This window comes from Acidicapsa acidisoli (assembly GCF_025685625.1).
Lineage (GTDB): Bacteria > Acidobacteriota > Terriglobia > Terriglobales > Acidobacteriaceae > Acidicapsa > Acidicapsa acidisoli.
The window spans coordinates 2,081,759-2,104,010 of sequence record NZ_JAGSYI010000001.1; the positions used below are offsets into that span (position 1 = coordinate 2,081,759).

A 22,252-nucleotide genomic window follows, 5' to 3' on the forward strand; every position below is an offset into this window, starting at 1 on the left:
GCCAACTTGGCAAGTGAGTCGCCCACCATCCACACCATTTTTGAAGTCAGACGTTGGGATCGTGGTCGAATCACCCTCCATCCGTCAGTAACAAGTTGAGCAACAGCCATGCATGGTTTTGGCGATGGCGATTTTTCGATGCTCTGAAGCATGTGGGGCAGCGGTACGATGTCCAGTTTTTCTAGCCACAGTCCAACTCACACTTGATGCTGCCTGTCGACTTCCGCGTTCCGGAAAGCATTGACTGGAAGGTGCGTGTTGCCGCGAAGCTCAACAGCAACCCAAGGCCGAGGCCGAACAGCGCTGGGCGCAGACGCAGACCATCGAACAGCATCAACTGCAAGAGCCGATCGCGTTGTGCACCAAGTGCCATGCGATTTCTCAGCTCGGAAGTTTTTGGCGAGACACAGCGGGCTGGCAGGAGCAGAATATTCCAGGGCGCACTTATTGCGCCCTCAAAATCCCCAAGGGTCCTATTAAGTTATTGATTTGATTGGTTGCGGGGGCTGGATTTGAACCAGCGACCTTTGGGTTATGAGGGCAGTCATTAACTGATTCGAAAAGACTTAGTGCGGCGCGGATGATACGCAAGCACTTTTTGGAATCAGGAAGATACAAATCGGCCTCGGCACCTGCGCTCTCGTTTGCGCCCCCGTGTCTGGGGAATTTTAAGCTGAGCTGTGGCGATCGAACCGGCGACATTCAGCTTGGGAAGACGGCGATCAATTGAAAACAGAGAACATAGCGTTTCCCGGCATCTCGTTGTGGCAATAGAAATTACGGGAAATTTGCAACCCCGATTCTCCAAACCGCAAACGGAGCACAAATGGAGCACACGAGTTTAGCCCGCACTTCGTGTACGCCAACCCCACGCACCGGCCTTTTCGGGACAGTCAACCGAATAGAGGCTTTAAAGCACAAAAGGCTTTTGACGAATGCGACAACTATGCATACTTGCCTCCTAGATTATGGGGGAATCGATGACAGCGCCGATCGACGTGTCCGTTGCGAAACTCAGAAAGCAAATCAGGGCGAGCGCGGAAAAGATCAAGGCTTCTATCCTCGCCCATATTGAGAGGGAAACCGATCCCGTGAATCAAAATGCTGAGGTATCGATGGCTTTGCTCGATCTTGCCCTCGACCGATATGTCGAGCTGCATGGCGAGCCCGATGCCCGCCGTCTAGTTGATTCTGCGTTTAAGAGAGCCGTTGCTCGCTGGAAGTCAGGCATGAATTGACGGCGCAGAACACTGAAATAGTCTCTATCCATGTGAAGGTAAAGAGCATCGGGCCTCTCGAAGTGACGAAGGTCGATATTCGCTCGCACAACTTCCACTGATTACGTTCTTCACAAAGGGTGTGCTGTTGCGCCACCATTCATAAATGTCAGGAATTCGCCCTTACCAGAAAATCAAAAAGACTGGGCCATTCGATCTTTCGGCCATTTTGCCGGAATATACATCCTTCTCGCACCTGCTCGGTCACGCTGTCGGTGAACTGAAGGAGCTGCCGGATTTCTCCGAAGACACGAAGATCGCTATCATGTCCGACTTCAGCGGCGAACACAAAGGGGCCTCATACAACACCTATTCGTTCCTGATCATGGCCTATAACAAGGTCGGCCCATTCCAGGCCAAGGCGGAAGAGCTGCGCCGGAAATATGGTTATGGCGAATTCGCTTTTAAAGATCTGACTTATGGTCCCCGCAGCCGGGCGCTGCCGGAGTTCCTGAATTTGGTCGACAACTTCATTCACGGTGCGGTGGTCACCATCGCTATCGATAAACGAATAGGCACGGTCTTCGGGCAATCGAAGCAAGACACCCACCCCTACATCCAGAAGCAGCTTGCGGAATTGAAACTCGGAAGGTGGAAGGGAGAGATTGCCGAGAAGGTTCTGCGTGTCTGTCATTCGATTGCGCTCTTTACCGCATTGACAACACATGCGAACCAAAAGCTGCTCTGGTATTGCGACGACGATGCGATCAATCAGGACGCCCAGGAAAGGAGTTTCGAGGACACCCAAAATATCTTTGTCCGGACGCTCGGCATGTACTGCAAGCACGATTTTGAGCTTATCGGGTTTGCAAAATCATTCACCGATAAAACCCATCTTGACGATCTGCTGAGTATTCCGGATCTCGCTGCGGGTGCCGTGCAGGATATCCTCCACGCCCACACGACGGGCGATGATAACGTTCCGGGCGGTTCAGAGAAGGAAGCCCTTATCCGTTGGATTGCAAGCCAAGGCAAATTTCTATCCAAGATCACATTGCAAATCAGCCCGCTCCCCGGCGGTCAACTTGGAAGCGGAGTGGTCCACATCACTCCCAAGAGCACCACTCTTCAGTAGCTGCTCACCTTGCCTTCTTTCCTACCGTCCTCGTTCGGTTTGCATTGTTTTTGGTCGTCGTTCTCTGTTCGCGTGAGTGTTAGAGAAGTTAGAGTCTGTGTTAAGTAGTGTTACGCCCTCGACGACTCGGATTAACCCCCCGCTCCGCTTTATGGATTCCTTATCCGTGGTACCTGAAACCACGAAATTCTGCACCTGAAAACACGAATTGACGTACCTGATACCACGAAAATCCGCCCCCGATACCACGAATCCACGTCTGGTACCTGATAACACGAATCGCTTGACACGGTACCTGATACCACGAATATGGTCGGATGGCAGCTGATTCCGCGAATTCAAAAGACCACCTTCTCCCGCTGCGGCATAGCGAGGGTGATCTCTTTATTTGCGATGTATCCGACGCAATTCTGAAGGATGTTATTCCGCAGCTCGAACATCCGTTTTTCTCGCTTTCGAAGAAGCCGGAAACCAAAATCCGCCGTTATGAGCACAATGGCAAGTGGCTTGAGATCGTGCCGAGCGTCAAAGGCATGGCGACAATCTACGACAAGGACATCCTGATTTATTGCATCTCGCAGGTGATGGAGAAGCTCAAGCGCAATGAGCCGGTCGGTCCGCGTTTGAAAATCACGAGCTACGATCTGCTTGTTTTCGCCAACCGCGGTACGTCCGGGCGGGACTACATGCAACTCTGCGAAAGCCTCGACCGGCTTGAGGGCACTCGCATTAAGACGAACATCCGCAACGAAGCAGGGCGAGAAAGCTTTGGTCTCATCGATGCGTCGAGCGTCACCCGCAAGTTTGGACTGGACGGACGAATTCAGCACATTGAAATCAAGCTTTCGGATTGGGTCTTTGATGCCATCCGCGACCAAGAAGTCCTGACCTTGCACCGCGACTATTTCCGGCTCGGAAAGGCGCTTGAAAAGCGCATCTATGAGCTGGCGCGCAAGCATTGCGGCCGTCAAAGCACTTGGCACATTTCGCTCGAGACGTTGCTCAAAAAATCGGGTTCGCAAAGCTCAACAAAGCGTTTCCGGCAGCATTTGAAAGGGATCGCCCTGCACGATCATCTCCCGGACTACCGCCTCGTCTTCGATGAAGAGAAGGACATGGTGGTGTTTCTCAATCGCGAGAATGCATGGGTCGATCGCCCGCTGCCCTCGTCATCCGATGATGAGACGCTGCCGCTCCTTCCCGCGGAAACTTACGACCAAGCACGCGAAGCAGCTCCTGGCTACGACATTCACGCCCTTGAAAGCGAATGGCGCGAATTCTGGGAAAATTCCGGGAAGCCGACTCTCGCCAATCCTCCCGCAGCCTTCGTCGGGTTCTGCCGGAGCCGACACAAACGCGCGCCTCTTCCCCGACGGGGCACGAAACATGCCTAAGCCCCCTGCTCTGCCGTGAAAGCTGAAAGCGCAATAGAGGCGCAGGGATGCGATCAGAGTGTAATGGGCACCTACACCCTCCTACTTTTGAGATTTCCGGCTCCACGGCCAAATTTCGTGGCAAAGCGTCGATCTTGTCCGCCACATGGCCCGGTTAATCACCTGAATTCCTTGTCAATTTGTCTACTCATGGTTAACAAAAAGACGACGGTGGGCATTCTGTCTTCCAATGGAAGACCAAGAGTAATCCGGATGCCTTCCATCGTCCTGAGGTTTTTCAACAGTAGACAAACGATATTCGGTGTGCCGACCGAAGCCCTTTCGTCAACTGTCGGCCAACGATAGACGGATTGAATGCCTATTGTCTTCGGAGGGCAGACAGGTTACGTTCTGCGCCGCGAGTGATTCGGAGGAGGAAGGACCATGCCAACGATTGCGTTTGTGTGTCCAAAGGGTGGTGTGGGCAAGACCACCTCTGCGCTCCTGTGCGCCACGGCTCTAGCCACACTCTATGACGTCACAATCATTGACGCCGATCCAAACTATCCGATTCAAGATTGGGCAGCCGGTGGAAATGTTCCGCGCCGCTTATCCGTAGTGACGGAAGTCGACGAGGACACGATCATCGATGCGATCGAGGATGCGGCTTCGAAAACGCCGTTCGTGCTTATCGATCTGGAAGGAACGGCCGCGAAGATCGTCGTATACGCGATTTCGCTCGCGGATTTTGTCGTGATTCCGCTCAGCGGATCGGATCTAGATGCAAAAGCGGCAAGCCGGGCGGTGCGCGTCGTGCTGCAAAGTGAGAAGCTGTCGGGAAAGCGTAAGCCCTATGCGGTTCTCTTCACGCAAACCAAGCAGACAGCGCGCTCACGGATTCTCACGAATATCCAGAACAATCTCATCGACCACGGCATTCCGATGTTCGAAACCGAGCTGAACGACCGTGATGCCTTCAAGGCAATTATCTCTTTCCAGCAGACGCTCGATGGTCTCAACCCATCGGAAGTGCCGAATATCGAAAAGGCGAAACTCAACGTTTGGGAATTTATGGAGGAACTTGTACGGCGGCTTAAGGCCGAGCAGGACCGTGACAGAGTAACTGTGTCAACCAATGGAGAAGGGCCAGCATGACAACGCGCGTCAACGCTTTCGCAGAACTCGACGGTCTTCCGGACTTCGGCGTGAAGCCGAAAAAAGCGGCCCCGGTCCCCGAAGAAAAGATTGCTCAGATCGCAGAAGACAACAACTTCCCGAGCCGTCAGCCGCAGAAGCCGACACGACTGCAGAAGCGCAAACCGCGCGTCTACAGAACTGGCCGCAATCGGCAATTCAGTGCCAAGGCGACGGACGAAACCATCGACAAAATCTACAAAGCGGCGGACGAGCGCGGCGTTGTCATTGGCGAAGTCTTGCGGCTTGCGATGGATGCGCTGGAGAGAGAAGGGGACCCGCGCTGAGTTCGGCTCAGTGAGTGTTGAAGTCGTTGTACCGGGCGTTTAGCGCCAATGTGCAGTAGATCTCAAGTAGGGCCTGCGCGTTCTGATCGGTCTCTTCGACGAAGCGAAAGTCCATCCGTCGGATGCGAGCCTTAGCTTGATCGAAAGCGTTTTTGAATTCGAGATTCAACATCAGTCCTTTTCGGCTATCTTCTCCGACCCGGTAACTCGCTATCATTTTGCCGGTGGCGTTGCGCGCAAGCTTAAATGCAAAGGCAGCCATACGGTGCGTCGCACCTGGATTGCAATGGCGTCCATAACGATTGCGAATGTTGTTCGACCGGCCAACGTAAAGGTGTTCCGCGCCTTCGCTGAAAAGGTAAACGCCTTGCCGTGGGATGTCTTTCGGCAGATATCCGTGGCGACACGGCGTCATGCCGATCAACTGCTCACATTTCGGATGCAGGCCTTGAACGAGCTGTGCAAACGTCGAATGCATCGATCACAACGCCTGGTCGAAAATGTGTGTGAAATAAGAAGGAAACTTCTGAAGCGTTGCTCTCACCGCATCGGGATCGTCGCGCAGGCGCTCCCGAACTTCGCCGCGGTGCTCGTCCACCAATCCAAGCGTGGTGCAAAGTTCGGACACCACGGCGCGGTCCGCAAATCCCAATTCGTAGAGAGCGATAGCAGCAGGCGTCGGAAGGCCGTATTTCAGCATCTTCTGCAAGAGCCCCAGCATTTCGATCAGTTGCCCGTCAGGATCAGAACCGGCGAAGCCGATCAGCTCAGTGATCGCTCCGATGAGCAGGGCTCCATCATAGGAAAGACCGTTCTCGAAAATCTCGACGATATGCTCGATCGTGTAATCCCGAAATTTCGTGCCCCAGATCAGCTGGGCCTCTGCCGCTCGCAACATCTGAAAGAGGTCGGCGTAAGACCGTCCAGAAATCCAGGCCTGCGCCGCCACACGCAGCGCGTCGGGTTTGCTGCACTTCTGGAACGTTTCGTTCGGGATGTATTTTGAGAGAAGGGGCCAGATGAATTCGAGAAGCATGGTGGGGGCAGGGGCGGCCGCGAGCAGTACCTCAATGTGCGAGGTTAGCCACGCCTCAATTTCTTCTGACGTGAAAATGCCGTAGAGCGTTTTTCCGAACGAACGGCGGCGCTCCGGATCGACGATCTTACTTTCGATGTTTTCCGCGATGGTCGTGAACAGGCTTTCAATACGGGCCTTGTCGTCATCGCCGGCGAGATGATAGGCGAGCGTTCCGCGGGCCAAAGCAAGGATGGCGTCGGTGGAAAGAGGTATCTCGCCGGCATCCCAATGCGACATGAGAAAACTTTCGATGGCGCCAATTATGTTGAGTTTCCATGCAATCTGCTTGTCCATGCCTTGCCGGGTAAATTTCTTATCGGCGTGTGCGGTCGACACGGACTGGGCAAGCTCCGAAAAGGCATCCTGGCTTTGCAAATAACGTCGCAGAAAATCCATTGCATCAAGCTGCAATGTATATTTCGCGTCATCACTCTTGAACGGGTCGAAGAACGAGAGCAGGGTGCTGATGCATGGCTCGGACTTGCCGGGGTCGAGAAGCTCTTTAACCTGCCTCCAGCGCCATCTCTCATCTAGGTCGTAGCGTTTGTCGTACACATTCGGGTCTGCGAAAAGGATGCTGCCTTCCGTATGCATGCCAGCGCGCCCGGCACGCCCGATGAGATTGTGAAAGTCACGCACTTTGATGCGTTCGACTCCCTGATAGACACTCGTCACAATCAGGTAGCGGATCGGCAGGTTGACGCCTTGCGCCAGCGTCGAGGTGCAAATCACAAAGCGAATGGTGCCCTCACGCATCGCGTGCTCGACGGCGAGACGAATGCCGTGGGGTGTGTTGCCGTGATGAGAGAAAATGCCGAGTCCTGCACTCCGGGTCGAGAAGGCGTTGGGGCCAACATTGGCCGCAAGCAGATAGACGAGCCGCGCGGTCTCATCGGGATCGGACATGGACGAGGGAGGGGCGAGCTCGACGTTCCTTTCAAAAATTCCGACAGCACGACCGCAGAGATTGGCGGCCGTATCCTTGCGCCCGCAAAAGATGGCTACAGCGCCATTCTTGACCAGCTTGAGGCCGAGGAAAAGCGCGACATCTTTGCCGTCGGTGCGCTCGGGAAAAAGCCGCTCCTTTTCGCGCGGCAAGCGAAGGAGAGGCAGCTGCTCGACGACACGAGGCACATAGAATTCTTGCGTGTCGGGCTCGCCCGGGGCCACGAACTCAAGCCGTCCAAGGGTATCGAGCCAGCTGGCAAAGGCAACTGTCCGGAAAGTCGGGCTCAAGGTGATGCCGGAAACAATTTCGGAATCGGTACCGTTGAGCCATTCACCGACGGCCTCTGCGTTGCTGATCACAGCCGAGATGAGGACCTTTTGGGCGTCCACCCGTACCATCGACTTCAGCGAGGTCAGTAGCAATTCATAGGTAATGCCGCGCGTGCCGGAATCAAACTGATGCCCTTCGTCGAAGATGAGCACGCCGATGCGTTGAGCAAGCTCGGGAGCATGTCGCAAGACGTACACAAACTTTTCGGGCGTCACAACAAGGATCTGCCGGGTTTCTTCTTCGTCTTCGAAGAGGAAGTCCATTTGAGGCACGTCGGTGAGTTCATCCACTGTGACGGGCTCACCTCGAAAAGCAGCGGCAAAGCTGTTCTTGATTTCGTGGCAGAGCGCGCGAAACGGAGCGATGATAACCGCAAAAGAGGTACGGTCGGCAAGAAATGCGCTTCGGATAATCAACTCCGCGGCGCGGGTTTTCCCGGCGCTGGTCGGCATCTGGACAACGGCAGATCTGCCGCGCAACACGCCGGACCGGCCGAGCAAATGCTGAGCCGGCCAGAGTTCCCGCATGAAGGTGCGTTTCTGAAGGGCGGATGCCCAAAGATCGCGGGAGAGCGCCGTATATTCCGGCACGGCATGCCAGCTTGAATTTGCGAATTTCTTTCTGACAACAGATCGCACGATGTCCGCGAGGAGCAGTTGCCGCGGCGTCCCGGTGGCGTAAGCGGATTGCCTGAGCCCGTCGCAACGCGCGAGCAGGGCGTCGCCGCCTTGGCCTTCCGCGAAGTATTGCCGCAAAAGATCGGAGATCTCGCCGATGGTGGTTCCAAAGACCCTTTCTCCGCCCGAGATAGGTAGCGAGAAATCTCCAAGCAGGAGCCATCGCAGCAAATCTTCGAGGCCTTCGCCGCCTAAATCCGTGGTCTGTGTGCCGACCCGGCGGCCGAGCACAAGCGCGCTGCCGGGAAAGTCGCAGAGGTAAAAGGAAGCGGCGCCGAGCAGCGTGACATAGGGGTCGAGCGACTGATCGAAGCGCGCCTCCATATAGGCATCGAAGAAACGGGCGGAGAACTGGAGATCATTTCGAGTGTCTGTGCCGCTACCGTTGTCGGCAGCGGCCCCGCGCGCGGCTAGGTCGCCGAGAATGCCGATGGACAGTCGGAATAGGCGCCCTGGGTCTTGCGGGACCATGATGTGGTCGGCTAACGGCACGTCGTATTCGAACATCTTGGCCTTCGACCGCGTGATGCCAAGCAGTGTGTGCGATCTCTGTTCAGGCTTCATGCGCGGCCCTCTGATAGAGACTGTGAACCAGCGGCATCATGTCAGCGCCCCGTACCACAATCAGAGCCAACGAATCGTGATTGGGATGGGGCTTAAAGCCGTTTTCGCTCTTCGTGCAGGGTACTTTCTGGCAATCGGCGGCGCTGATTGCCGTGGATTGGAACTGGTCGGTTGAATACAGCGCCGCCGCGCCGAAGAGCTGACGACACGGAAAGTCTACCGGATTCTGAAAGCGCTCCACCTGCTTCGCCTGATCTGTCTGCCCCTTCTCGAACAGGCGCTGCTTGATGTAATTGAGGGATTCGTCGATGCGGATGTGATCTTTCGCCGAGTCATTGATCGCGTCCTGAAGGCGGTTCGCGGTAGAACCTGACGAGAATTTTGTCTTGGATTCGAAAACGGCGAGGGTGTCCTCGGGCGATGCGGCGGCAGGATTTTGCATGCGGAAGCCGATAACATCGCTTCCTTTCGACGACTCATCCCGGACCATCTTGGCGTTCCAGCGGAAACGCGGCACCCAATATCCCAGACGCCAGTGCAAATAATCGGCGATCAGGATCTCGCCGAAATCGCCGGCGCGAACACTTGGCCCCAAGGCTGAAGTCCGGGATGGAAACTTTATGTCCTCAAGATACTGCTGGCGCGTCCGTGGCGCGCGCAAGGCATCGATGTCGCTATCGAGGCAATAGTGATTGCGAAAATGTGTGGCCCACGCGGACAAGATTGTTTCGTCCGCCAAGTGACGGAGTTCCCAGACCTCGATCATTTTCCCATCGGCGGTCGTTAAACGCTCGCCGGTGTCGACCAGCCAGTCCAGATGGGGCGGTTTGGTTGCTGCAGAATGCGTGGAGCCTGCAGCGACTGCGGGCGTGGTGGACATATTGGGTCCCGGTACTTCTAATTAGGTTTGCGAAGTCAGGATGCATCATAATCGATGCATCCGCCATCTTCGCAAGATTCCGAAAGGACCCAAGCAGGCGTGCAGAGAAGCCCGCGCCGGGCTACGCCGGCGCGGGCCTCACTTTCAATACTCGGACGGTAGGAGAAGAGTGTTGTCGGTGAAATAGAACTGGATTTCAGCGAGCGGGAAGTCGGTGAACTCGATTTCCTTCGTGAAAACGAGATTGCCGTTGCCATCCTCGCAGGCCAGCGTGGCGGCGCGGTCGGCCCGAACCAAGAGTTTCCAGACCTGGAACGGTTCGGCTGCGACTTTCTTGTCGTAAGGCTGGATGAGCGCGATTTCATCGATGAGCCAATAGGCGCCGCCATTCTCGGCGACGTACTGCACGCCTTCGGTATAGAGGACCTTGCGATTGATCGGATGCCGGAACCAGGTTTCGGTGCCTGTGAATTGCCGGAGATCGTCGGCGGTGAGTGTTTTCGTGTTCGACATATGCGCCTCTTTCGGTTGAAGTGCCCCGTCGGCGGGGATGAGAGAGGCACAGGGCCGGCGCAACCGAGCGCGGCTGTCATAGCTTGTTGGGGGAACCGTGCCCGCAGGGCAGGGGGGAGCCAAGAAGCGTCATTGACGGCAAGCGGCGGCGGTCATCGTGCCGATTCCCGCCGTGCCGGGGCCTGCGAAAGGGCCTGATAATGCGAAGAGAAGCTCCAACGACGAAGGCGGTCATGGAATGTTCGGCAGCTTCCGGACAGGGACAGGCTCGATGGCTGGGGGTTATTTGAAGACGGTTGAGACCAATCGCCGGGGTGTCCTACGCTCGTGTCATCTGATGCGAAGGAGAACGTTATGACGATGCAATCGAGACCGGCGGAGCAAGAATTCGTCGAAGAAGTTACCGAAGCGCTGCAAAATAATCTGGGCGAAGATGTCCAATTTCGGATTTTCGATCCGCAGATTTGCGGGTCGTTCCAGCGGGACTGGCTGGCTGCCGCCTTGGAGGGGCAAGGCGTCGACGGCGCCGAACTCGACTGGATCCTGGATCAAGGTCTCTTGAGGCGCTCGAAGGCACCCTCGGGCGAAGAGGGTTTCATCCTCTACACCGAGCGGATGGCGGTTCTGGCCAAGAATCTCTGGGATACCGGGCGATACTCGGTGGATGAGCTCCGCCACATCTTCGATGACTGGTATGTCCGCGTGGAGATTATCTCGACGGAGCATCTAGCGTATGACAGCTTCGACGTGGACGATTATGACCATTTCCGCCGGCGCGCCGCCGAAATGATCGAGATCTCCGAGCACAGTCTCTTTGGCCTTGCTGAGAACAATCCGTCCTGGACGCCGGAAGTGCTGGCGGAACGGACGCGGGATGCGGAAACAAAAGTCTCCCGGTGGCGCTGGATTCATGGGCTGGTGTCGAATGACGCGGATGCCATCCTCGCTCCTTCTGTTCGAAAGCTCTGGCGCAAGCAGCTTTTTCAGCTGCGCTGGCTGGATGAGTGGTGCCGCATCATGCAGATCGGCGAATTCGAAACCCTGATAACGGACGGTTACAGCCCCGAGGTCACTTTTTACGGCACGCGTTGGGAGAATGGAAAAACGACGCTGACCAATCTGAACTGGTCCAGCACCCTTGACCGGTTCAGAGAAACCCTCAACGAAGGCGGAGCCTTTCCGCTCCGGACGCCGGGCTTCAACGTCACGGCGCAGGGACTGACATTCACGCGCCACCCTTCGCCGGAGGAATATCAGGCAATTTTCGAGAAGGAACGTCTCGATCAGCTCTTCGGAGAACTCGAGAGACGGGGACCGGGCTATTGGACCTGCGATCTGGAAGCCTCGGGCCGCGGACAGTGCGCCGAGTGCAAGGCGATCTTCGAACGCACCACATCATCCCGAAAGTATTGCAGTGAACGCTGCAGCAGCAGAGCCAAAAGCCGCCGCTGGCGAGAAGCCAATCCGGAACGTGCGCGCGAGTCCCAAGCGAAGTATTACCGCGAGAATTATCCGGAAGAATAAGTCAGGAAAGTGCGACAGCCCCGCGAACGAGGCTGCCGCGATACTGCACGTTATTCCGCCGCGATGGACTCCAGGGCTGGCTGAGGTTGCGGCAAACGCAACATCGCCGGAATCCAGCGGACCTTCGCGGCTTCGCGTTCGGCAAGGCTCGCCAGTTCGGTCTTCTTCATCGCAGTCCATGCCGGAGCAACGGCGCCCTTGATCTCCTCAAGGTTGCCGATGATCGTCGCTTTGCTTGCCCGGCCAAAGTAGTTCGCGCCGGTCGGCGAGAACCACAGGGCCATGTCGAGGTTGAGCAGCGCCGCGAGTGTCTCGGATTGCGCCATTCGCGGCGACGAAGAGCGCGTGTCTTTGCTCTGCACCGCATTCACCGTCTGCGCCACGCAGAAGGTAAGTAAGCCCTGAAGGGTAGCGACACTCTGCATGAAACACCAGCCAAGAAGAGCCTCGCTATCGGCCGGTAGACGCAACCGCCAAACCGCATGAGCGGACTCGATCGTGGCGTGAGCGGCCGAGCCTTCGACGCGATGGAACGACGCGGTTCGCGGTGTGATCTGCAACAGGCCATCATCGTGCGGCCCGCTGTAGAACACCGGGAGCGCAAGCCGTTCGACCAGCAGGGCAAGCGCGGCTTCCGGATGGTCAAGCAACGCAGCGCTGAGCGCGGCGGAACGCTGTGCCGTGAGGCTTTCGACCAGTGACACGGGCAGCGGGGATGCTCCGTCGCCGCTATTCTCGGTCACGTCAGGCGCACCTGCCTCGCGCCGGGATGTTTTTCGGGGCGCATCTTCGGGGCGAACGAGACCGTAATGCAGTTCGGCCTTGCCGTCTCGGCCAAGCGTGACGACCACGCCGGCGATCCCGAGAGTTTCGGGTGACCACACGGTTTCACGATCACCCAGTTCGGCGAGACGTTCCTCGACAGCATCGAGGCGCGTCACCTGGCCTTCATCCAGATCCTCGAGGGCCCAAAGCTCCTCGCGTTCGACGAGCAGCGCGTCGTATTCCGACTGCTCTTCCGGTGAGAAGGGTGTGGGCTCGGGGTGAAAGCGCTGGCATTTCGACCATGCGTCGTGATCGAAGATGGCCTCGATCTCGACCCACCTCCAGCCCTGCTTGCGGACAGCTGCTGCGACTGAATCAAGCTTCTTTGCGACCAAGCTTTCGAGCAGCACGGCGTCATCGATGAAAACGCCGTCGTCGCCCTCGCTAAAGAGATCGCGGCGTACCGTACCTCCGGCCTTCTCATAAGCCTTGACGGAGACGAACCGCACGCGGGGATCGGCGCCAGTGATCTCACCTTCGGTGAGCATGTCCCGGATCGCATCGGGATTGCCGCGCTTCCATGCGGCAACCTCACGCCAGACACGCTCCTGCGCCGCATGATCGTCTGTCACGGCGAAGGCCATGATGTGCTGCAGCGTCATCTTGCCCCTGCGGTAGGCGGCGACGAGCTTCGGGCTCACATGGGCAAGCTTCATACGCTGCTTGACGACGGTCTCCGTTACGCCGAAACGCGCGGCGACATCGGCGGGCGGCGTACCGCTTTCGATCAGCGCTTTGAACGCCTCGAATTCGTCGGCGGGATGCATGGCCTCCCGCTGGACGTTTTCGGCGAGGCTGATCTCGGTAGCGTCGGTGTCGAGACCGATGACGTTGCACGGCACCGGGTAGTCGGCTTCGAGCGTGCCGGCATCGGCAAGCGATTGGAGCGCAAGAAGCCTGCGGCCTCCGGCGACAACGGCGTATTTGTCGCGCTTGTCCTTTCGCACGACGAGCGATTGCAGAAGGCCATGTGCTGAAATCGATGCGGCCAGTTCATCGATGTTCTTGTCGGACTCCGTCTTGCGGACATTGCCGCCCCAGGCGAGGAGCTTGTTGAGGGATATGGTCGTGGTCGTTGTCATGATGTGCCTCTCTTGTTGAAGTGACCCCCACGGCGGGGGCGAGAGAGGCACGTCCTGCCGGCGCAACCGAGCGCGGCTGTCATAGCTTGTTGGGGGAACCGTGCCCCTCGCGAAAGCGGGGGCAGGGGGGAGCCAAGAAGCGTCATTGACAGCAAGCGGCGGCGGCTAGAGTGCCCTCGCCCTGCTGCTGAAGGGGTCACCGGGGAGAGGCCTATGCTGGAGACGTCGAAATATCGCCAAGTGACGGATGTGCGCCGGAGACGATTAAGAAAAAATGGGTAGTTCTTCTTAACGGGTCCTGCCAAGGCGCGATGCGTCGAATAGGGGGCCTAATCTACGCAAATTTGCGTAGATTATCCTTGCCTTTGCGTCGATTAGCGGCTAGATTCGACGCAGATGGTGCGTCGAAAAAGGGCAGGGACCTACATCCACGAGCAAGCAGGCTGGCCAGGCTTTCGCTGGGACCATGATCGGATTTCTGCGCGTCTCATCGATGTGCGGCACCGCCAGGGGCTCCTGATCGGCCAGATGAAAGGGCTTGGATTCCAGTTGAGGACGGAAGCTGTCCTCAACACGCTCACGGAAGATGTCCTGAAATCGAGCGAGATCGAGGGCGAAGTGCTCGATCGCGATCAGGTGCGCTCCTCGATCGCGCGCCGCCTCGGGCTGGACATTGGCGGGCTGGTGCCGGCCGATCGGAATGTCGAGGGCGTTGTCGAGATGATGCTCGATGCGACGCAGCGTTACGCCGATCCGCTGACAGGCCGGCGTCTCTTCGGCTGGCACGCGGCCTTGTTCCCGACCGGCCATAGCGGGATATCGAAGATCAGGGTAGGGGCCTGGCGTGACGATGCGAAAGGCCCGATGCAGGTCGTCTCGGGACCCATTGGCAAGGAACGGGTTCACTACGAAGCTCCCGCGGCTGACCGTCTGCGTGACGAGATGAAGGCGTTTGTTGATTGGTTCGAGAAAGACCGCTCGACCGATCTTGTGCTCAAGGCCGGGGTTGCACATCTCTGGTTCGTGACGATCCATCCATTCGACGACGGCAATGGGCGCATCGCGCGCGCGATTGCCGACATGGTGCTCGCCCGTTCGGAAGACACCTCGCAGCGTTTCTACAGCATGTCGGCGCAGATCCGGCAGGAACGCAAGGCCTATTACGACATCCTCGAAGCGACGCAGAAAGGCGATCTCGACATCACCCGCTGGCTCGAATGGTTCCTCGACTGCCTTGGCCGCGCCTTCGAGCGGTCCGAGACCGTCCTTGGGGCCGTCCTCGGCAAGACGCGGTTCTGGGAGCATTTTGCGAAGGTGGAATTCAACGAACGTCAACGCGCAGTGATCAACCGGCTGCTCAACGGCTTCGAGGGCAAGCTGACCTCGTCCAAATGGGCCAAACTCGCCAAGTGCTCGCACGATACAGCGCTGCGCGATATCGAAGACCTCATCCGGAAGAAAGTGCTGGTAAAAGACCCTGCGCGGGGCCGGAGTACGTCGTATTCTCTGGTACGAGTAAAGTGAGAGGTTCGCTTTAGTCTGCTTTCAAAGCAATCTTATCGCCTAGTTTGAGTAACGGGAGCGGCTGTGCCGGATGCGCGCGCCGCTGCCGTTTATGCGCATTCGAAGCACAGGTAAACTGACTCCGTAATGCGTGGAGGCGGACTGTTCATCCATGCCCTGACGAACGATATGCAGGGCGGCTTCATCGGAGATGAGGATCGCCGGCCCAAGCCAATTCGCCTCATCTTCAAGATCACGGTCATGGTTTCGGCAACCTGTGCTGTCGATCGGATATGTGAAAGGGTGGCCAAGCAGAATATGTGAGATTTCATGCGACAAATTGCTGCGCTGCCTAAGCGGATGGTGGGAATCATTATGGATAATGATGCGCTTTCCCGTATCGAACCGAATAGTCGTCGCTGAAAAGGCTTCCGAATCGATGATGGAGAGTTGCTGAACAGCTTCGGGGCTTTCTTCGGCAAAGGCCGACAGTGGCGCGATCTCAATCTCAAGACGCGCCGCAATAATCTCCAGATCGATCGGCGCGTGCGGCAGGCAATCCTGCCCGCGTCGTAATCGCAGAGATAACCGGTTAGCGCTTGCTTTGAAACCTCGCCTGAGGCTCATTTTGCTGGCTCCTTAAATCGCTTATATGCGGCTTTCAGTATTTGTTCGATCGCCTCAGCGCTTGCCCGGCTCAGACTCTTGTCGGCGCGCAGTACCGCGGTGATTTGGGCGATCGGTTCTGCTTCTTTCTTTTTGGTTCCCTCCTTGGCCGCGATAAACATCTCCGCTTTAAGTCCCGACCACCGCAAGAGCGCCGCCAGTCCGTCAACATCCGGTCTCTTGCCTTGCGCCATCCGGGTTAGGGTGGATGCGCTTACACCTGATTCTTCGGCTACATCTTTCCAGGTCATTCCCATCGCCAATCGCTGACTATCGAGTGCCGCCCGGAACGCCTCGGTGTCGAAATTCTCTGTCATGCATTACCCCCCCCACGAATTGCTAACTCGCAATCGCACACCACATGTGCAATTATGGTCTTGCGATTCGAGTTTAGCAACCGCAGTTCTTAATCGCAATTGAGGAGACGAAAATGGAACAAACTCAGTCATTCTCACACGAACCGCATGGCCATCCTCACCCGCATCATCATCCGCACCCCGAGCCGGTGAGATTCCATGTCAACGAAAAGCACGTCCACATGGAAGGCCACCATCACACCGGGCTTCGGATCAAAGAGGCCGCAAAGGCGCAAGGGGTCAAGATCGAGCTCGATTTTCTTCTGTACCTGGTACGCCACCACCAGCCCAACAAGCTGATCGGCGACGGCGAAGAAGTGCACCTTACGCACGAAAGCCGCTTTCACGCGATTGCGGATGACGACAATTCGTGAGGGCTCCAGGCCATGACGCCAGAAGTGCAGGAAGCGATTAAGGAGATATCCGAGGCGTACCCGGACTGCCACCTGGAATCCGTTGACGACGGTCAAGGTGGCGCTGTCGTTACAGTGCAGAACATTCCCCTTGAGGGAGCGCTGTACCTGCAGACGCAAACCTGGGTCGGATTTCATATCACTCACACCTATCCGTATGCGGATGTCTACCCGCATTTCGTGAGGCATGACTTGAGCCGGCGTGATGGGAAGGCGCTGGGGGAGGGCACGTCGATCGGCACCTTCCAGAAGACTCCGGCCGTGCAGATTTCCCGGCGCACGAACAAACTCGATCCAACTTCGCATACAGCGCTTCTCAAGCTGTGCAAGGTGCTACGATGGCTGACTTCTCGTCCATGAAACGCCGTTATCGTCTGATTGTCCCCGATGATCTCTATCGCCGGCTGGATCATCATCTATTCCCCGGCGATCACGATGAGCACGGGGCCGTTATTGTCGCTGGAATAGCCGAGAGCAAATCCGAAGTGCGTTTGCTCGCGCGCGAGCTCTTTCTCGCGGCGGACGGCATTGACTACGTTCCCGGCAAGCGCGGCTACAGGATGCTCAAGGCCGGCTTCATCGCCGATCGCATTGCGATGTGCGGCACGGAAAGACTTGTTTATCTGGCGATTCACAACCACGGCGGTTGCGACTCCGTCCAGTTCTCATCCGATGATCTGCGGTCGCATCAGCGGGGCTATCCGGCATTATTGGACATTGCGCGTGGTATGCCCGTGGGCGCCCTGGTGTTCGCGGAAAATGCCGTCGCTGGCAGCATCTGGCTATCGGGTGATCGGCAAATTGAGCTTTCAGAGATCGTCGTTGTCGGTCGTTCCCGCCGCAGGCTTACGGCCGCGCCGACCCGGCAGGTGAGTCTCTCTTCGCCGGTGTATGACAGGCAGGCGCGGCTCTTTGGAGATTTGGGCCAAGCCATCCTGGGCCGGGCAAAGGTCGGAATCATCGGCCTGGGCGGAGCAGGTTCATTGATTGCGGAGTACCTCGGGCGTCTTGGGGTCGGATCATTTGTTCTGGTCGATCCGGATCGCGCCGAACTTTCGAATCTGCCGCGACTGACCGGCGCCTCTCGTTGGGACGCTCTAGGCTGGCTTGCGAGCGAGAAATCTCCGAAGTGGCTTCAACAAATTGCTTTCCGCCTTGCGAAGCCAAAGGTCCTGATGGCGCGCCGGAATATCTTGCGCGCAAATCCAAGCGCAAAAGTCGAAACGATCATCGGCGATTTCCTTGAAGCGGATATTGCGGCTCGGTTCACCGATTGCGACTATCTGTTCCTGGCCGCAGACACCGCGCGCGCGAGGCTGCTGTTCAACGCAATCGTCCATCAGTATCTGATCCCCGGAGTTCAGGTCGGCGCGAAGGTCCAGGTCGATCGGAAAACGGGCGAGGTCACCGATGTCTTCAGCGTGGTCCGGCCGGTTACGCCCGAAAGCGGCTGCCTCCTATGCAACGGGCTGATCAATGCGGCGAAGCTGCAGGAGGAGAGCATCTCCGAGCAGGAGAGGAGAGGGCAACGCTATGTCGATGACCCCGACGTTATTGCGCCGAGCGTTATCACATTAAATGCGGTAGCGGTTTCTCACGCCACAGACGACTTTCTGTTCTATATGACCGGCCTGCGCGACCCCAATGCTCCAACCTCGTTCATGAGGTTTCATCCACGAGGTCGGCAGGTATGGTCGGACGAGCCTCGCAAGTCGCCATCCTGCCCGGAGTGCGGTCAGGGCCCACGAAGCCGTCTTGCGCGCGGCGATGCGCGCCGCCTTCCCGTCATTGAACGTACAAAGGTAAAGACAGCAGAGGCCACAGAATCTGGAATTCGGTTGCCGGCGTAAAGGTGTAGACGGTGGCGCCATCCAGCGCCATCTGACTGTGTTGCTAAATTGCGCGGTTTAGGAATCCGCGGCAGCCAGCGCTTCCCGCAGCTCCTTCTGAACCACCGTCGCATAACCCGGATGGAACCCGAGAACCATGTCGGCAATACGCTGAGCATCCGCGGCGGCGCGGAAGATCTCGCGCTTGTCGTCCTTGAGTGCCTTGATCCAGCTGGCGATATAGCTGGCATGGTGCGGGATGTCCGTCGGAATGCCGATTTCATTTGCAACGAACGCCGAAGCCAGCTCGGCGCGAAGCTCTTCCATCGCGTAGGCAGCAGAACCAAAACGGTCCTGGAGATCGCGGTTAAGCCGCGTTGGATGCCCGGTCCAGTGCGCCAGCTCATGCAGTGCGGTTACCGCGAATCCCAACGGCCCGCTGAAGGCCTGTTCCGGAGGCATTTGAATGTGATCGGTCGACGGCGAGTAGAACGCGCGATCGCCGCCGATCCGGATGACAGCGCCGCTGTTGCGGAGGATGATGTCGGATGCTTCGGGCTTGGCCAACGGGGCCTCCTCGATCGTCGCAGCTTCATAAGCCGGAATACCGTCGATCTGCGACGCATGGAAAACGGCAAAGTGTCGGAGGACGCTGACGGTCTTGGTTTCCTCGTCGGAAGCCTCGTTTTCGACTTCGTAGGATTTCGCGAAGAAGATGGTGGTCGAGCGCTCGCCCTTCTTCACCTGCCAGTCTTTGCCTTGCGCCTGCTGGTAGGTCATCCAGCGCGGATCGCCAGTCTGGAAGGCGCGCATGTCCATGCCGAGAATCAGGACATTGATGCCGTGATACCGCTTTCCGGTCACAGGATTGAAGGGCGCCTGCGGGCCGCCGGCTTTCTCCGGGTCCCACGGGCGGACCCACGGTTTCACGCCGCGCTCAAGCTCGGCGATGATGCGGTTTGCGAATTCCTGCATCGGATCGCGGGCAGGGCCGCTCTCCGGGCGACGCGCGTGCCTGCTTCTGTTCGAAAGCGGTTTCGTCATGGTGTGCCTCTTTCCGTTTGAATTGCCCCCATCGGCGGGGGTGGAAGAGGCACAGGAGCCGGCGCAACCAAGCGCGGCTGTCATAGCTTTTTGGGGGGACCGGCCCAAAGGGCAGGGGGAGCCAAAACAGCGTCATTGACGGCAAGCGGCGACGGCCAGAGTGCCGATACCCCGCCATGTGAGGGGCAGCAGGAAAGAGGTCATGATGCAAAACGCTTTGGTAACGGATCGCGGCTTCGCTGGTAGCGGGCGGCAGTGTAACAATACTGATGCATCCGACTGCAGAGTTAGAGCCGTCGTCGAGCGGCGACGGGGCAGCTATCCGCCGGCAACGGAAGGAGCTGAAATCGTGGCTCGCATGGCTATTCATGCGCATGTTGTGGGGCGCCGAGTTACGTTCTATCTTCCGGGATTAGCTCGCTAATTTGCCCCGGCGCGCGGTTGACCGAGCAGCAGGCTGAGTTCGGCGGAAGGCGAAGTGCAAGACAAACACGGAGTGGTGACAAAGAGTGGATCAAGCGACGCATAACAAAATTGTTTCCTTTATCTGGGGCATTGCCGACGACGTTCTCCGCGATCTCTTCAAGCGCGGGAAATACCCCGACGTGATCCTGCCGATGTGCGTCATTCGACGGATGGACGCCGTTCTTGAGCCGACAAAACAGGCAGTCCTCGATACCAAGGAGATGCTAGACAACGCAGCCATCACGGAACAACGGGCGGCTCTCTGCGAAGCATCCGGCCAGGCGTTCTACAACACATCGAAATTCACGCTGCGCGACCTGAAGTCGCGAGGGAGTCAGCAGCAGCTGTTAGCCGACTTTGAGGATTACCTGAACGGCTTTTCATCGAACGTCCAGGACATTCTGGATAACTTCAAATTCCGGAATCAGCTTCCGACGCTCTCGAAAGCCGACGCTATTGGCACATTGATCAATAAGTTTCTTGATCCCGATATCGATCTCTCGCCGACAGGAATCGACAACCACTCGATGGGGACCGTCTTTGAAGAACTGGTCCGCAAGTTCAATGAAGAAAACAATGAAGAAGCCGGTCAGCACTGGACGCCTCGCGATGCAATTTCCTTGATGGCCAACCTTGTTTTTCTTCCTGTAGAGCCGCAGTTGCGGTCAGGGACTTACTTGCTTTACGACTGTGCCTGTGGAACGGGCGGCATGCTTACCGTTGCGGAAGAGAGGCTTAAACGGATTGGCCTAAAGCACAATCGCGACGTCCGAGCCGTACTTTACGGGCAGGAAATCAACCCCGAGACCTACGCCGTTTGCAAAGCTGACATGCTGCTCAAAGGCGAAGGCGAAGTGGCAGATCACATCGTCGGCGGTGCGGAGTGGTCGACGCTTGCGCACGACGCGTTTCCTGCACAGGAATTCGATTTCATGCTCGCGAACCCGCCTTACGGAAAGAGCTGGAAGAAGGATCTTGAAGCGATGGGCGGCAAGGATGGCTTGCGCGATCCCCGTTTCAAGGTAATGCACGAAGGCGAAGAGCTTTCTCTTGTTACGCGCTCCAGCGATGGGCAGATGCTGTTCCTCGCGAATATGGCGTCGAAGATGAACCCCAAATCGGCCCTCGGCAGCCGTATTGCCGAGGTTCACAACGGCTCGTCCTTGTTCACGGGCGACGCGGGCCAGGGGGAAAGCAATATCCGACGCTGGCTGATTGAGAATGATTGGGTCGAAGCCATCGTCGCCTTGCCGCTCAATCTCTTTTACAACACGGGTATTGCGACCTATATCTGGGTCCTGTCCAATCGCAAGCCCGCGCATCGCGCCGGGCAAATTCAACTCATCGACGGCTCCGAATGGTTCAAGCCATTGCGCAAAAACCTCGGCAAGAAAAACTGCGAGCTCTCGGGCGACGATATCGAACGCATCAGCCGGGTCTTCCAGGAATTCACGGAAACGCCTCAGTCAAAGATTTTTCCGAACCAGGCCTTCGGCTATTGGAAGGTGACGGTCGAGCGGCCGTTGCGCCTGCATAGCCAGCTCACGCTGAAAGCAATCGAAAAACTGCGGTTTGCCTCGGGTGACGAGGACTTGCGTTCAACGCTTTATGACGAGTTCGGTGACGATCTTTTTGCTGACTTCTCAAAAATCGAAGCCCAGCTTGAAACGCGCCTAGCCGACTGGGGCAGTGACGATGAGGAGGCGGCGGACGACGACGAAGAGAACGGAAAAAAGAAAGGCCTGCCGGAAAAGAAAAAAAAGAAGATGCTCGATCCGAAGACGTGGGAACGCGACGGCCGGTTGGTCGAAGTGGCCACGGCACTGCGTAAGAAGCTCGGGGAAGCCGTCTTCGACGATCACAATATATTCCGTGATCGCGTCGATGAGGCGCTCAAGGAAGATGACACGAAACTCTCGGCCGCCGATCTCAAACTAATCCTCAAAACGGTGAGCTGGCGCGTTGAGACGGCGCCGCCGGTCATCGCAAAGATACACAAAACCGGCAAAGTCGGCGCTGATCCTCTCCGCGGGTTGTTCGAGGCAAGTATTGCGGGGAAGAAGGCGACGGTCGAATATGAGCCCGATTCCGATTTGCGGGACACCGAGCAGGTGCCGCTTCTCGAAGACGGCGGAATCGAAGCCTTCATCCGCCGTGAAGTGCTGCCCTACACGCCCGACGCCTGGATCAAGGAAAGCGCAACCAAGATCGGCTACGAAATCAGCTTTACGCGGCATTTCTACAAACCGCAGCCGATGCGGTCACTTCAGGAAATCAGTGCCGATATTGTGGCTATTGAGAAGGAGTCCGAGGGACTTCTCGACGGCCTGTTGATTGGGGGCAAGTAG

The 22,252-nt window shown here is 57.3% G+C and carries 21 protein-coding genes; 12 read left to right on the forward strand and 9 right to left on the reverse strand.

Going from position 1 to position 22,252, the window contains the following annotated elements; genetic code table 11:
- Positions 1-181 precede the first annotated feature (181 nt).
- Positions 182-373 (reverse strand): hypothetical protein, encoded by a 192-nt coding sequence (locus OHL23_RS08390; protein ID WP_263351328.1) that lies wholly within the window; start codon positions 371-373, stop codon positions 182-184.
- A gap of 607 nt (positions 374-980) precedes the next feature.
- Between OHL23_RS08390 and OHL23_RS08395 the strand changes: the two genes are divergently transcribed.
- The 5 genes from OHL23_RS08395 (at position 981) to OHL23_RS08415 (ending at position 5,206) form a co-directional block, all read left to right on the forward strand.
- Entirely contained in the window at positions 981-1,238 is a 258-nt protein-coding gene (locus OHL23_RS08395) for a hypothetical protein (protein WP_263351329.1), read from the forward strand.
- A gap of 145 nt (positions 1,239-1,383) precedes the next feature.
- Complete coding sequence (locus OHL23_RS08400; protein WP_263351330.1) at positions 1,384-2,352, forward strand: hypothetical protein; 969 nt, start codon at positions 1,384-1,386, stop codon at positions 2,350-2,352.
- Positions 2,353-2,669: 317 nt separating this feature from the next.
- The gene (locus OHL23_RS08405) at positions 2,670-3,746 is read left to right on the forward strand and encodes a replication initiator protein A (protein WP_263351331.1); all 1,077 of its coding nucleotides are present in this window, start codon (positions 2,670-2,672) and stop codon (positions 3,744-3,746) included.
- Between the two features lie 423 nt (positions 3,747-4,169).
- The gene (locus tag OHL23_RS08410) at positions 4,170-4,880 is read left to right on the forward strand and encodes a ParA family protein (protein WP_263351332.1); all 711 of its coding nucleotides are present in this window, start codon (positions 4,170-4,172) and stop codon (positions 4,878-4,880) included.
- A complete protein-coding gene (locus OHL23_RS08415) occupies positions 4,877-5,206 on the forward strand; it encodes a hypothetical protein (RefSeq protein WP_263351333.1) in 330 nt (109 codons plus the stop codon). Before OHL23_RS08410 ends, OHL23_RS08415 begins: the two co-directional genes overlap by 4 nt.
- A 7-nt stretch (positions 5,207-5,213) precedes the next feature.
- Here OHL23_RS08415 and OHL23_RS08420 read toward each other — a convergent pair whose 3' ends face one another.
- Positions 5,214-5,684, reverse strand: coding sequence for a hypothetical protein (locus OHL23_RS08420; RefSeq protein WP_263351334.1), 471 nt, complete (start codon positions 5,682-5,684; stop codon positions 5,214-5,216).
- A gap of 3 nt (positions 5,685-5,687) precedes the next feature.
- Entirely contained in the window at positions 5,688-8,090 is a 2,403-nt protein-coding gene (locus OHL23_RS08425) for a DEAD/DEAH box helicase (RefSeq protein ID WP_263351752.1), read from the reverse strand.
- Between the two features lie 129 nt (positions 8,091-8,219).
- On the opposite strand from OHL23_RS08425, the gene OHL23_RS08430 reads away from it, so the two are divergent.
- Positions 8,220-8,378, forward strand: a complete 159-nt coding sequence (locus tag OHL23_RS08430; protein WP_263351768.1) for a hypothetical protein — start codon at positions 8,220-8,222, stop codon at positions 8,376-8,378.
- Between the two features lie 415 nt (positions 8,379-8,793).
- Here the strand turns inward: OHL23_RS08430 and OHL23_RS08435 are convergent, their stop codons facing one another.
- Together OHL23_RS08435 and OHL23_RS08440 are read right to left on the reverse strand one after the other, a co-directional pair.
- The gene (locus OHL23_RS08435; RefSeq protein WP_263351335.1) at positions 8,794-9,684 is read right to left on the reverse strand and encodes a DUF1837 domain-containing protein; all 891 of its coding nucleotides are present in this window, start codon (positions 9,682-9,684) and stop codon (positions 8,794-8,796) included.
- Between the two features lie 144 nt (positions 9,685-9,828).
- Positions 9,829-10,197, reverse strand: a complete 369-nt coding sequence (locus tag OHL23_RS08440; RefSeq protein WP_263351336.1) for a DUF6876 family protein — start codon at positions 10,195-10,197, stop codon at positions 9,829-9,831.
- A gap of 354 nt (positions 10,198-10,551) precedes the next feature.
- On the opposite strand from OHL23_RS08440, the gene OHL23_RS08445 reads away from it, so the two are divergent.
- The gene (locus OHL23_RS08445; protein WP_263351337.1) at positions 10,552-11,721 is read left to right on the forward strand and encodes a hypothetical protein; all 1,170 of its coding nucleotides are present in this window, start codon (positions 10,552-10,554) and stop codon (positions 11,719-11,721) included.
- A gap of 50 nt (positions 11,722-11,771) precedes the next feature.
- Here OHL23_RS08445 and OHL23_RS08450 read toward each other — a convergent pair whose 3' ends face one another.
- Positions 11,772-13,628, reverse strand: coding sequence for a ParB/RepB/Spo0J family partition protein (locus OHL23_RS08450; protein WP_263351338.1), 1,857 nt, complete (start codon positions 13,626-13,628; stop codon positions 11,772-11,774).
- A gap of 396 nt (positions 13,629-14,024) precedes the next feature.
- On the opposite strand from OHL23_RS08450, the gene OHL23_RS08455 reads away from it, so the two are divergent.
- Positions 14,025-15,152: a Fic family protein gene (locus OHL23_RS08455; protein WP_263351339.1), complete on the forward strand. Its 1,128-nt coding sequence runs from the start codon at positions 14,025-14,027 to the stop codon at positions 15,150-15,152.
- A 39-nt stretch (positions 15,153-15,191) separates the two neighbouring features.
- Here OHL23_RS08455 and OHL23_RS08460 read toward each other — a convergent pair whose 3' ends face one another.
- Positions 15,192-15,758, reverse strand: a complete 567-nt coding sequence (locus tag OHL23_RS08460) for an ImmA/IrrE family metallo-endopeptidase (RefSeq protein WP_263351340.1) — start codon at positions 15,756-15,758, stop codon at positions 15,192-15,194.
- Complete coding sequence (locus OHL23_RS08465) at positions 15,755-16,114, reverse strand: helix-turn-helix domain-containing protein (protein ID WP_263351341.1); 360 nt, start codon at positions 16,112-16,114, stop codon at positions 15,755-15,757. The genes OHL23_RS08460 and OHL23_RS08465 overlap by 4 nt, the downstream gene beginning before the upstream one ends.
- Before the next feature lie 113 nt (positions 16,115-16,227).
- Between OHL23_RS08465 and OHL23_RS08470 the strand changes: the two genes are divergently transcribed.
- Genes OHL23_RS08470 through OHL23_RS08480 form a run of 3 tightly spaced genes read left to right on the forward strand, consistent with a single transcriptional unit; the run spans position 16,228 to position 18,416 of the window.
- The gene (locus OHL23_RS08470) at positions 16,228-16,527 is read left to right on the forward strand and encodes a hypothetical protein (protein WP_263351342.1); all 300 of its coding nucleotides are present in this window, start codon (positions 16,228-16,230) and stop codon (positions 16,525-16,527) included.
- A gap of 12 nt (positions 16,528-16,539) precedes the next feature.
- Positions 16,540-16,926 (forward strand): hypothetical protein, encoded by a 387-nt coding sequence (locus OHL23_RS08475; protein WP_263351343.1) that lies wholly within the window; start codon positions 16,540-16,542, stop codon positions 16,924-16,926.
- Positions 16,905-18,416, forward strand: a complete 1,512-nt coding sequence (locus OHL23_RS08480; RefSeq protein ID WP_263351344.1) for a ThiF family adenylyltransferase — start codon at positions 16,905-16,907, stop codon at positions 18,414-18,416. The genes OHL23_RS08475 and OHL23_RS08480 overlap by 22 nt, the downstream gene beginning before the upstream one ends.
- A gap of 57 nt (positions 18,417-18,473) precedes the next feature.
- Here the strand turns inward: OHL23_RS08480 and OHL23_RS08485 are convergent, their stop codons facing one another.
- A complete protein-coding gene (locus OHL23_RS08485) occupies positions 18,474-19,439 on the reverse strand; it encodes an ArdC family protein (protein ID WP_263351345.1) in 966 nt (321 codons plus the stop codon).
- A 509-nt stretch (positions 19,440-19,948) separates the two neighbouring features.
- Here OHL23_RS08485 and OHL23_RS08490 point away from each other — a divergent pair.
- Positions 19,949-22,252, forward strand: coding sequence for a type I restriction-modification system subunit M (locus OHL23_RS08490; protein WP_263351346.1), 2,304 nt, complete (start codon positions 19,949-19,951; stop codon positions 22,250-22,252).

Excerpts from the sequence above, each read along its gene's own strand:
- OHL23_RS08390 (WP_263351328.1), bottom strand. The coding sequence starts at position 373 with ATGGCACTTGGTGCACAACGCGATCGGCTCTTGCAGTTGATGCTGTTC.
- OHL23_RS08395 (WP_263351329.1), top strand. The coding sequence starts at position 981 with ATGACAGCGCCGATCGACGTGTCCGTTGCGAAACTCAGAAAGCAAATC.
- OHL23_RS08400 (WP_263351330.1), top strand. The coding sequence starts at position 1,384 with ATGTCAGGAATTCGCCCTTACCAGAAAATCAAAAAGACTGGGCCATTC.
- OHL23_RS08405 (WP_263351331.1), top strand. The coding sequence starts at position 2,670 with ATGGCAGCTGATTCCGCGAATTCAAAAGACCACCTTCTCCCGCTGCGG.
- OHL23_RS08410 (WP_263351332.1), top strand. The coding sequence starts at position 4,170 with ATGCCAACGATTGCGTTTGTGTGTCCAAAGGGTGGTGTGGGCAAGACC.
- OHL23_RS08415 (WP_263351333.1), top strand. The coding sequence starts at position 4,877 with ATGACAACGCGCGTCAACGCTTTCGCAGAACTCGACGGTCTTCCGGAC.
- OHL23_RS08420 (WP_263351334.1), bottom strand. The coding sequence starts at position 5,684 with ATGCATTCGACGTTTGCACAGCTCGTTCAAGGCCTGCATCCGAAATGT.
- OHL23_RS08425 (WP_263351752.1), bottom strand. The coding sequence starts at position 8,090 with ATGCGGGAACTCTGGCCGGCTCAGCATTTGCTCGGCCGGTCCGGCGTG.
- OHL23_RS08435 (WP_263351335.1), bottom strand. The coding sequence starts at position 9,684 with ATGTCCACCACGCCCGCAGTCGCTGCAGGCTCCACGCATTCTGCAGCA.
- OHL23_RS08440 (WP_263351336.1), bottom strand. The coding sequence starts at position 10,197 with ATGTCGAACACGAAAACACTCACCGCCGACGATCTCCGGCAATTCACA.
- OHL23_RS08445 (WP_263351337.1), top strand. The coding sequence starts at position 10,552 with ATGACGATGCAATCGAGACCGGCGGAGCAAGAATTCGTCGAAGAAGTT.
- OHL23_RS08450 (WP_263351338.1), bottom strand. The coding sequence starts at position 13,628 with ATGACAACGACCACGACCATATCCCTCAACAAGCTCCTCGCCTGGGGC.
- OHL23_RS08455 (WP_263351339.1), top strand. The coding sequence starts at position 14,025 with ATGGTGCGTCGAAAAAGGGCAGGGACCTACATCCACGAGCAAGCAGGC.
- OHL23_RS08460 (WP_263351340.1), bottom strand. The coding sequence starts at position 15,758 with ATGAGCCTCAGGCGAGGTTTCAAAGCAAGCGCTAACCGGTTATCTCTG.
- OHL23_RS08465 (WP_263351341.1), bottom strand. The coding sequence starts at position 16,114 with ATGACAGAGAATTTCGACACCGAGGCGTTCCGGGCGGCACTCGATAGT.
- OHL23_RS08470 (WP_263351342.1), top strand. The coding sequence starts at position 16,228 with ATGGAACAAACTCAGTCATTCTCACACGAACCGCATGGCCATCCTCAC.
- OHL23_RS08475 (WP_263351343.1), top strand. The coding sequence starts at position 16,540 with ATGACGCCAGAAGTGCAGGAAGCGATTAAGGAGATATCCGAGGCGTAC.
- OHL23_RS08480 (WP_263351344.1), top strand. The coding sequence starts at position 16,905 with ATGGCTGACTTCTCGTCCATGAAACGCCGTTATCGTCTGATTGTCCCC.
- OHL23_RS08485 (WP_263351345.1), bottom strand. The coding sequence starts at position 19,439 with ATGACGAAACCGCTTTCGAACAGAAGCAGGCACGCGCGTCGCCCGGAG.